The sequence below is a fragment of the thiotrophic endosymbiont of Bathymodiolus puteoserpentis (Logatchev) genome (assembly GCF_900127505.1).
GTDB lineage: Bacteria > Pseudomonadota > Gammaproteobacteria > PS1 > Pseudothioglobaceae > Thiodubiliella.
Window position 1 is genome coordinate 130500 of record NZ_UEXF01000028.1, and the last position, 9578, is coordinate 140077.

Annotated in this window: 10 protein-coding genes and 1 tRNA gene; 10 read left to right on the forward strand and 1 reads right to left on the reverse strand. The window is 39.6% G+C overall.

The features are described from left to right. Positions 1-30 precede the first annotated feature (30 nt). Positions 31-441 carry an RNA polymerase-binding protein DksA gene (dksA, locus tag BHECKSOX2_RS04915; RefSeq protein WP_139682694.1) on the reverse strand — a complete coding sequence of 137 codons (411 nt, stop codon included), beginning with the start codon at positions 439-441 and terminating at the stop codon, positions 31-33. Positions 442-490: 49 nt separating this feature from the next. On the opposite strand from dksA, the gene BHECKSOX2_RS04920 reads away from it, so the two are divergent. The 10 genes from BHECKSOX2_RS04920 to BHECKSOX2_RS04960 all read left to right on the forward strand — a co-directional run. After that, positions 491-1255 (forward strand): HAD-IA family hydrolase, encoded by a 765-nt coding sequence (locus BHECKSOX2_RS04920; protein ID WP_090714347.1) that lies wholly within the window; start codon positions 491-493, stop codon positions 1253-1255. Further along, complete coding sequence (ilvA, locus tag BHECKSOX2_RS04925; protein WP_139682695.1) at positions 1239-2732, forward strand: threonine ammonia-lyase, biosynthetic; 1494 nt, start codon at positions 1239-1241, stop codon at positions 2730-2732. The genes BHECKSOX2_RS04920 and ilvA overlap by 17 nt, the downstream gene beginning before the upstream one ends. Then, positions 2695-3150, forward strand: a complete 456-nt coding sequence (gene rimI / locus BHECKSOX2_RS04930) for a ribosomal protein S18-alanine N-acetyltransferase (RefSeq protein ID WP_139682696.1) — start codon at positions 2695-2697, stop codon at positions 3148-3150. Before ilvA ends, rimI begins: the two co-directional genes overlap by 38 nt. Positions 3151-3153: 3 nt before the next feature. After that, on the forward strand, positions 3154-4401 hold the full coding sequence (gene icd, locus BHECKSOX2_RS04935) for an NADP-dependent isocitrate dehydrogenase (RefSeq protein ID WP_139682697.1): 1248 nt from the start codon (positions 3154-3156) through the stop codon (positions 4399-4401). A 269-nt stretch (positions 4402-4670) separates the two neighbouring features. Then, positions 4671-5159 carry a hypothetical protein gene (locus tag BHECKSOX2_RS04940; protein WP_139682698.1) on the forward strand — a complete coding sequence of 163 codons (489 nt, stop codon included), beginning with the start codon at positions 4671-4673 and terminating at the stop codon, positions 5157-5159. A gap of 345 nt (positions 5160-5504) precedes the next feature. Then, positions 5505-5580 (forward strand) — tRNA-Asn (locus tag BHECKSOX2_RS04945). A gap of 136 nt (positions 5581-5716) precedes the next feature. After that, the gene (locus tag BHECKSOX2_RS04950; protein ID WP_139682699.1) at positions 5717-7876 is read left to right on the forward strand and encodes a YgiQ family radical SAM protein; all 2160 of its coding nucleotides are present in this window, start codon (positions 5717-5719) and stop codon (positions 7874-7876) included. 327 nt (positions 7877-8203) lie between these two features. Further along, entirely contained in the window at positions 8204-8338 is a 135-nt protein-coding gene (locus BHECKSOX2_RS10425; RefSeq protein WP_280953232.1) for a hypothetical protein, read from the forward strand. Beyond that, the gene (locus BHECKSOX2_RS04955) at positions 8331-9068 is read left to right on the forward strand and encodes a glycosyltransferase (RefSeq protein ID WP_139682700.1); all 738 of its coding nucleotides are present in this window, start codon (positions 8331-8333) and stop codon (positions 9066-9068) included. Before BHECKSOX2_RS10425 ends, BHECKSOX2_RS04955 begins: the two co-directional genes overlap by 8 nt. A 168-nt stretch (positions 9069-9236) precedes the next feature. After that, positions 9237-9578: hypothetical protein (locus BHECKSOX2_RS04960; RefSeq protein ID WP_180323666.1), on the forward strand; the 342-nt coding region annotated here is incomplete at its 3' end.

Consider the following 9578-nt stretch of genomic DNA (forward strand, 5'->3'; position numbering starts at 1 on the left):
TAAATATTTACCTTGAAAAAAACAAAAAAGTTAAACTTCTTTGCGTTCAGCGATAGTTTTGCAATCTATGCACTCATCTGCCGTAGGGCGAGCTTCTAATCTTGGTAGGGCGATTTCCGTACCACAAGTTTTGCAATAACCATAATCACCCATTTCAATCAAATGCAAAGTTTTTTCAATCTTGCCAATGAGTTTTCTTTCACGGTCACGCGTTCTTAACTCAAGTGCAAACTCTTCTTCAAGTGTGGCTCTGTCGTTATCATCTGCCACTTTTGATGAGTCTTCTTGAATGTGAGTGATGGTGGTTTCAGCGTCGCTGATTAACTGTTTCATCCAAGCGCTAAGCTTCTCTTTAAAGTGTTCAATTTGCCCTTCAGACATAAAGTCTTCGTTTTTCTTGGGCTTATAATTAGGAATATCTTGAAAATTAGGTTCTGACATAACGGTTTGTTAATTTAAAATAGCAATTTTCGAACATTATAATAAAAAGATGGCATTAGAAGCACTTATTTTTGATGTAGATGGCACATTAGCAAACACTGAGCGTGATGGGCATTTGGTCGCCTTTAATGAAGCATTCAAGGAATTGGGGCTGGATTGGCTTTGGACAAATGCGCTTTATCACGAGTTACTGGATGTGACTGGTGGTCAATTACGCATTAAACATTACCTGAAAACGCATCGCCCTGATTTTGAGTGTGATGATATAGATGCGCTTGCTAAAAAGGTGCATGGTTTAAAAACCAAAATTTATGTGCGTCTTGCTGATGCTGGTGCTATCCCCCTAAGAACGGGGGTGGCTCGTTTGTTTAGTGAAGCACGCAAAGCTGGTTTGAGATTGGCAATTGCCACCACCACCACGCCTGCCAATGTTGATGCACTCATCACGCATACATTGGGTGCTGATGCGCTGGACTGGTTTGAGGTGATTGGTGCAGGTGATATAGTGCCAAATCTTAAACCAGCAGGGGATATTTATCATTATGTGTTAAAGCAAATGAACCTGAAACCTAATCAGGCGATTGCTTTTGAAGATTCGCACAATGGCATTGTCTCGTCAACTGATGCAGGATTAAAAACATTGATTACTGTTAATGAATACACTAAGACGCATCAGTTTGATGGCGCAATGGCGGTGCTTAATCACTTAGGTGAACCTAACAACAAGCCATTTACAGTATTAGAGGGCGAGCGTACTGAGCACACCTATGTAGGTATTGATTATTTACAAGAATTGTATGCAAACACTTATTGATTTAGTAAACGCCACGCGCGTTTATGAGGTTGCGAGTGAAACGCCATTGAGTGTTGCGCACCAACTCAGTGTGCGTAGCAAAAATACCATTTATTTAAAGCGTGAAGACAAGCAGGTAGTGCATTCTTTTAAACTTAGGGGCGCTTATCAAAAAATATCTGGCTTGTCGGCTCAACAAAAAGCCAAAGGTGTCGTAGCATCTAGTGCGGGTAATCACGCACAAGGCGTGGCGTTGTCTGCCAGCAAACTCGGCATTGAGTCGGTGATTGTGATGCCACTTTACACCCCTAAAATCAAAGTCAATGCTGTTGAGCAACTGGGTGGTAAAGTGGTATTGCATGGCGATGTGTATGATGATGCATTTGCCTATGCCAAGCAATTAGAACAACAACAAGATTTGGTCTTTATCCACCCGTATGATGATATTGAAGTGATGGCAGGTCAGGCGACTATCGCTAAAGAACTGTTAAAGCAAAATCCAAAGATGGACAAGGTCTTCATCCCTGTGGGTGGTGGCGGATTGATTGCAGGTATGGCAACTTATATCAAACATTATGCGCCAAATATTCAAGTTATCGGTGTTGAACCAGAAGATTCACCAACCTTGTATCAATCATTTAAAAATTCTGAGCGTATCACCTTGCCAGAAGTAGGGCGTTTTGCCGATGGCGTGGCAGTTAAGCAAATTGGCGAAGTCACTTATCCGATTGCCAAAGAAGTAGTGGATGAGGTTGTACTTGTGAGTAATGATGAGATTTGTGCTGCGATTAAAGATATTTATGAAGATGTGCGCTCTATTGCAGAGCCTTCTGGTGCACTTGCCACGGCAGGGTTAAAAAAGTATATTAAGCAAAACAATATCAAAGGTGAGAATTTAGTCGCCATTGTCTCAGGTGCAAATGTGAATTTTGACCGCCTACGCTATATCGCTGAGCGTGCTGATTTGGGTGAACACAATGAAGCCATTATTGCTGCTACCATTGATGAAAAACCAGGTAGTTTTTTAAAATTTTGTGAATTGTTAGACAACCATGCCATCACCGAATTTAATTATCGTTACACGCCCTCTAGCCAAGCGCGTATTTTTGTTGGTGTTGCGCTCAGCAAAGGGCTTTATGAGAAACAAGCACTGATTAACAAACTTTCGCAATCATTTGATGTCTTAGATATGAGCGACAACTCTATTGCCAAGACGCATATTCGTTATATGGTAGGTGGGCGTGCTGATGCTGATAACGAGGTTTTGTATCGTTTTGAATTTCCTGAGCGTCCTGGAGCTTTATTAGACTTCTTGAAAAAAATCGGCACTGATTGGAATATTTCTTTATTCCATTACCGTAATCACGGCGCCGATTTTGGACGCGTATTAATTGGACTACAAGTTGATGATGTGGATAGTATTGAGCGTAGTTTTGACGAATTAGGCTATTTCTACCAAAATGAAACCAACAACAAAGCCTATCAATATTTCCTTTAGAGTATTTGATGTACAAGATATCGATGATGTCTTGGCAATAGAGCGACTGGTTTACAAAATACCTTGGAATAGGGCGAAGTTCACTCATAGTCTGAACAATCCCAATATTTTAGCGTACTTAATATTTAAAGACAATCGAATATTGGGTTATAGTATTGCACTGTGCGTGTCTAAGACGGCTGATTTGCTCAATATTTGCATTCATCCTGATTATCAGTATCAAGGTTTGGGTCAGAAGTTGTTTGATTATCAACTGCAAACATCAGGCGTTAAAGAAATCTTTATTGAAGTGCGTGTTTCTAATCACAGCGCCTTATTGTTTTATAAAAAACTCGGATTTGAAGTCATTAATACGCGTAAAAAATATTATTCAGATGGTGAAGACGCTATAATACTGCGTTTTATAACAGATAATTAATCAATGACTTATAAGTATATTCATATGCCAGTTGATGGCGCAAAAATCACCTTTAAAGATGGTGTTATCCAAGTGCCAGACAAGCCAGTTATTGGTTATATTGAAGGTGATGGTATTGGCGCAGATGTTTCACCAATTATGAAAAAAGTCATTGACGCAGTTGTAAGCAAAACCTACCACGGTGAGAGAGCCATTCAATGGATGGAAATCTATGCTGGTGAAAAAGCCAATGTGTTATACGGCGAATATCTACCGCAAGAAACCCTTGATGCGATTCAAGCGCTTTCAGTAGCAATCAAAGGTCCGCTAACCACGCCTGTGGGTGGCGGTATGCGCTCACTCAATGTTGCTATTCGCCAAGAGCTTGATTTGTTTATTTGTCAACGCCCAGTACAATACTTTGTTGGCACACCAACACCTGTCAAAGCACCTGAAAAAGTTGATATGGTCATTTTCAGAGAAAATTCTGAAGATATTTATGCAGGTATTGAATATCAAGCAGGCACAGATGAGGTAAAAAAAGTCATCGACTTTTTGCAAAATGAAATGGGCACAACCAAGATTCGCTTTCCTCAAACTTCTGGCATTGGCATTAAGCCAGTGTCGCAAGAAGGTACGCAGCGTTTAGTGCGTGCTGCTATTCAATACGCCATTGATAACGACAAAGATTCAGTAACTTTGGTGCATAAAGGCAACATCATGAAGTTCACCGAAGGTGGTTTTAGAGATTGGGGTTATCAGCTTGCACAAGACGAGTTCGGCGCTAAAGTTGTCAGTGATGGACCTTGGTGTGCATTTAGCAATCCAAACACGGGCACAACGATCACTGTTAAAGATGTCATTGCCGATGCTTTCTTACAGCAAATCCTATTACGCCCAGAAGAATATTCAGTGATTGCTACACTCAACTTAAATGGCGACTATATCTCAGATGCTTTAGCAGCGCAAGTAGGTGGTATTGGCATTGCACCAGGTGCTAACTTGTCAGATACTACCGCAGTATTTGAAGCCACACACGGCACAGCACCAAAATATGCTGGACAAAATAAAGTTAATCCAGGTTCAATTATTCTTTCAGCAGAGATGATGCTTAGACATATGGGTTGGACGAAAGCTGCAAATAATGTACTAAGTGCTATGTCAAATGTGATTCAAAACAAAACGGTAACTTACGACCTAGAAAGACTAATGGAAGGCGCTACTTTGTTATCTTGTTCTGAGTTTGGTGATGCGATGATTGATTCTTTATAGGTATTTAGAGATCTTTGTATAAATAGGGATGATTGGCAAAAGCCAATTAAAATACAAAAAAAAAGACGCTTTTAGCGTCTTTTTTTGTTTGTTTATAATTTTTTTTAACGCTATAAGCCATATTGTAAAAGCATTTATGTATATTATTAAAAATTAATATTAGAATATAATTGACTTCTAATATAGTTACAGTATAATACTCACTTATCAGGAAAATCCTGAGACAAAACATACCAATAAAGGCGTGTTAATATTATATGAGAAATATTATGAAAAAAATTATCGTAATCGCTACTTTAGTAGCAGCTACATCGGCTTCAGCTGGTTTTTTTAATAACGGCAACAACGGTTATAATGGCAGCAACAACTGGGGTCCTTTCGACGGTGGTTCTAACTTTGGTCCTATGAACTCTGGTTCAAACTGGGGTCCTTTCAATGGTGGTAACAACTGGGGTCCGTTCAACGGCGGTTCTAACGCTGGTCCATTCAACGGTGGTTCAAACTGGGGTCCATTCAAGAACAACAACAACTGGTTAAACGATACAGACTTTGGTATGAACTTCAACACTAAGAACAAAACTGACAACGCTGTTTCAGGTTCTGCTGAGGGTAATGCTACTGGTAGAGCTGATGCGACCGCTAAAGGTCAAGCTGATGCATATGCTAAAGGTCAAGCTGATGCATTCGTTAAGGCGCAAGCAGATGCTTATGCTAAAGGTTACGCAGATGCAATTGCTAAGAGCCAAACTGCTAAGTAGTTAGCGCTTGTTAGCTGTGATTGAATCAGCCTAGCAATAAAAACCACCCTTCGGGGTGGTTTTTTATCGTTGGTAAAAAAAACTTACAGTTGAAGACCCCTGCATTAGAAAAATAATTAAAAATTGGGTTTTAGATTTTTTTAAAAATCATTTAAATTCAATGTATCTTTGTTCGTAGGTCAATTGTATATATTTTTGCATGTTTCACTCCTTTGTCTTGTCGGATTAAGGGTGGTTAATATACCCTTTGGCCGACTAATTGAGTGTTGCACTTATGATGTGAATCTAAGGCTTATAAAAATAAGCAACTATAAAATCGAATTTCTATTATAATATCTCGCTTATTCCTCGATAGCTCAGTTGGTAGAGCAATGGACTGTTAATCCATTTGTCGCTGGTTCGAGCCCAGCTCGAGGAGCCAAATTCATAAAGCCTATCTCTTGAGATAGGCTTTTTTTATGTTTGATTGTAACTATATTGGATACACATCTTTTTAGAAGTGTATCTCAGGATGTGCGTTATTAAACTATCGTTTTGTTCCTGTATACTTTAGCACCATGTTATCATCGCCTAAAAATATCCATTCTTACCCAAAATTTTGGCCCTATAAGAAAAAACTTGTTCCTGCGCCATTGTTGCCTATGTCTCGTCAAGAAATGAACGAGTTAGAATGGGATTGTTGCGATATCATCATCATTACAGGGGATGCGTATGTAGATCATCCTAGTTTTGGTATGGCGATTATTGGTCGGTTGCTAGAGTCTCAAGGGTTTCGTGTGGGGATTATTTCTCAGCCTGATTGGCATTCTGCAAATGACTTTCGTCAACTAGGAAGGCCTGGTTTATTTTTTGCCATCACTTCGGGTAATATGGATTCTATGGTGAATCATTACACCGCTGAGAAAAAACCACGCTCTGATGATGCTTATACTGCAGGTGCTATTGCAGGAAAGCGCCCTGATCGTGCGACCACTGTTTATACTCAGCGTGCCAAGGAGGCATACAAAGGCATTCCTGTTGTCATTGGCGGTATTGAAGCCAGTTTAAGGCGTATTGCTCAATACGACCACTGGTCGCAAACTATTCGCCGTTCTATTTTGCCTGATTCCAAAGCTGATTTACTGATTTTTGGGAATGCTGAGCGTGCTGTAGTTGAGGTCGCACATCGTCTTGCAGCGGGTGAAGATATAAAGCAAATTACCAATATTCGTGGTACAGCTTATATGCAACAAGGAATCCCTAGAGGTTGGACGGTTTTAGACTCAAGTAAAATTGATACGGATAAAAGTCTGACTCATCCACAAACAGACCCTTATGTAGATACATCCAGTAACGATAAACAAAGTTGTGACAATAAAAGCAATCAGGTCAAATTTAGTCAGATTGATCCCAATCAGGGGGCGGAGCAAGTTATTCATTTTGACCAGCGTACTAAAGGGTTAAAGCGAGAAAGTACCGTTATCCGTCTACCTTCTTTTGAACAGGTGGCAAAAGATCGCTATCTATATGCGCATACATCGCGTGTTTTTCACCTAGAAACAAATCCGGGCAATGCACGCGTTTTGGTGCAGCGTCATGGTGAGCGTGATGTTTGGTTAAATCCACCGCCAATTCCTCTGTCAATGCAAGAATTTGATAGTGTGTTTGAATTGCCCTATACACGCAAACCACATCCTACTTATGGAAAGTTGAAGATCCCAGCTTACGATATGATTCGTTTTTCGATTAATATTATGCGTGGTTGTTTTGGTGGTTGTACTTTTTGTTCTATTACCGAGCATGAGGGGCGCATTATTCAAAGTCGTTCAGAGGATTCGGTGATTCGTGAAATTGAAGCGATTCGTGATACAGATAAGGATTTTAAAGGCAATATTTCCGACCTTGGTGGCCCAACGGCGAATATGTATCGCCTGAAATGCAAAGATGAAAAAATAGAAGCGTCTTGTCGTCGTCTTTCCTGTGTTTATCCGGGCATTTGCCCCAACCTTGGGACCAACCACAAACCGCTTACCAAGCTGTATCGTCGTGCACGACAATTAAAAGGCGTTAAGCGTATTTTTATTGCTTCAGGCTTGCGTTACGACCTAGCTGTGCGTGACCCTGAATACATTAAGGAGCTGGTCACTCACCATGTTGGCGGGCGTTTAAAAATTGCACCTGAACATACAGAAGACAGCACCTTATCAAAAATGATGAAGCCAGGTATTGGTTCTTATTATCAATTTAAGACATTATTTGAACGCTATTCCAAGCAAGCGGGAAAAGAGCAATACTTAATCCCTTATTTTATTTCATCACACCCTGGAACCACGGATAAAGACATGCTAAATTTAGCACTTTGGTTAAAACGCAATCAATTTAAGCCAGATCAAGTACAAGCCTTTATTCCCACCCCTATGGCAATAGCTTCTGCTATGTATCACAGTGAATTAAATCCACTCAAAAAAATTACCCGAAAGTCAGAAGCAGTAAAAACACCGCGTAGTGGCCAACAACGCAAATTGCATAAAGCCTTTTTACGCTATCACGACCCTAAAAACTGGGACATATTACGACAGGCATTAAGGCAAATGGGACGCAGTGATTTAATAGGCAACGGAGAAGAACATTTAGTGCCTTATTCTAGAGCAGGGAACACACTAAAATCACAACTTCCACGAAAAAATAATAATGACTTTCATCATCGTATTTCTGTAAAAAACACTAAAAAGAATTAAAGAGACGCAATGAGTTATTAATAGAGACCTTTGCATAAATAGGGATGATTAGCAAAATCCAATTTTTGCCCAATTGGTGATTTATTTAAACCTTGTCCTAGCAGGGCTAAGGCTGGGTTTAAAAAATTGCCAAGTGGGTGAAAAGTGGGTTTCTGATGATTGTTCCTATTTATGCAAAGGTCTCTAATAAACTAAACCCTTGTTGCATCATAAAATGCTTTAATATCACGGTTTAAGGGTTTTAACTCAGGCTGTTAATCCGTTTGTCGCTGGTTTGAGTTCAGTTTGAGGTGTCAAATATTTTTTTATGTCTGATAAAATACCAAAATGAATTCAAAAAAAATACTCACTACAGAACTTAAAAAAACCATTGAGTGGTATCTGGCAAATACCACTTGGTGTAAATGCGTTAAAGAGGGTAGTTGTCTAAGCAAAAGCTTAGGTGCAATCAACCATGAATAGCGTAAATATCATTTGCATGAAATGGGGTGACAAGTTCCCATCAGAATATGTCAATCGCTTGTATGCTATGGTGAGTCGCAATCTATCAATACCCTTTAGATTTGTGTGTTTTACTGAGGATGGTAGCGGTATTCGCAATGAAGTGGAGATACAACCATTGCCAGAACTAGACTTGCCAGTTAATTTGGCCGATGCACCTGAGCGAGGATGGCGCAAACTTACTGTTTTTAAGGAGGGCTTTGGTGGATTGAATGGCAAAACTTTGTTTTTGGATTTGGATGTGGTTATCGTTGATAATATTGATGCCTTTTTTACGGTTAAAGGCGATTTTCTAATTGCGCATGACAAGAAAAATCCAACAAAAATTGAAGGCAACTCATCCGTATTTCGTTTTGAAATCGGACAATACTCACAAATATTATCTCACTTTGAGCAAAATTCAGAACAAGTAAAAAGCGAAGTTCGCCATGAGCAAGCTTATTTATCACGAGAGATTCACAAATTGGGAAAACTTAAATATTGGCAAGATGAGTGGGTGCCAAGTTTTAAATATCGTTGCTGCCCATCGTGGATAAAATCTTGGTTTAAAGCACCATTTATTCCTCAGGGTGCAAAAGTCATTATTTTCCATGGTTTGCCTAACCCACCTGAGGCGATTAAAGGTATTAGCGGTAAATGGTATCGTCATATTCAGCCAGCACCTTGGATTGTCAAATATTGGAAAGAATAAGGTTATGTTGGTTGTAATTACCCAAATTATAAACTGTGTAGATCCATCTTAGATTGCAAAAAATTTATCAGAGTTTTTAAAAATTCTTAAAGATAGTCAAGAAAATTTACATAGAGAGGAGGGTAATGGTATAATCGAAAAATTTTATGTACGCAAGCTTAATTTACCATGACAATAAACACAACAAAATCCCAATTAACATCAGTCTCAGCACTTAGCGGTCTTAACAAATTCAAGCACTTTCTTGCGTTTGGTCTTTTAATCACATTGTCTTTTAATGCTTTTGCTGTTGATAACTCTGAGCAACCTAATAAAGAAGAGCTAAACAAAGAAGCCTATCTAGACCTCAGTAAGCCTTACACACACAAGCAGAGCAACACCACCAAGAAAGACAACCAAGCCACCACTTTACTCAAAGAAGTCGCAGGCACAACTCGCGCCGCCCTAGGTTCTACCAACTCAGGCAATACCAACCAACTGGGCAAGAAGGTTGCCACAGACATTAAAAAC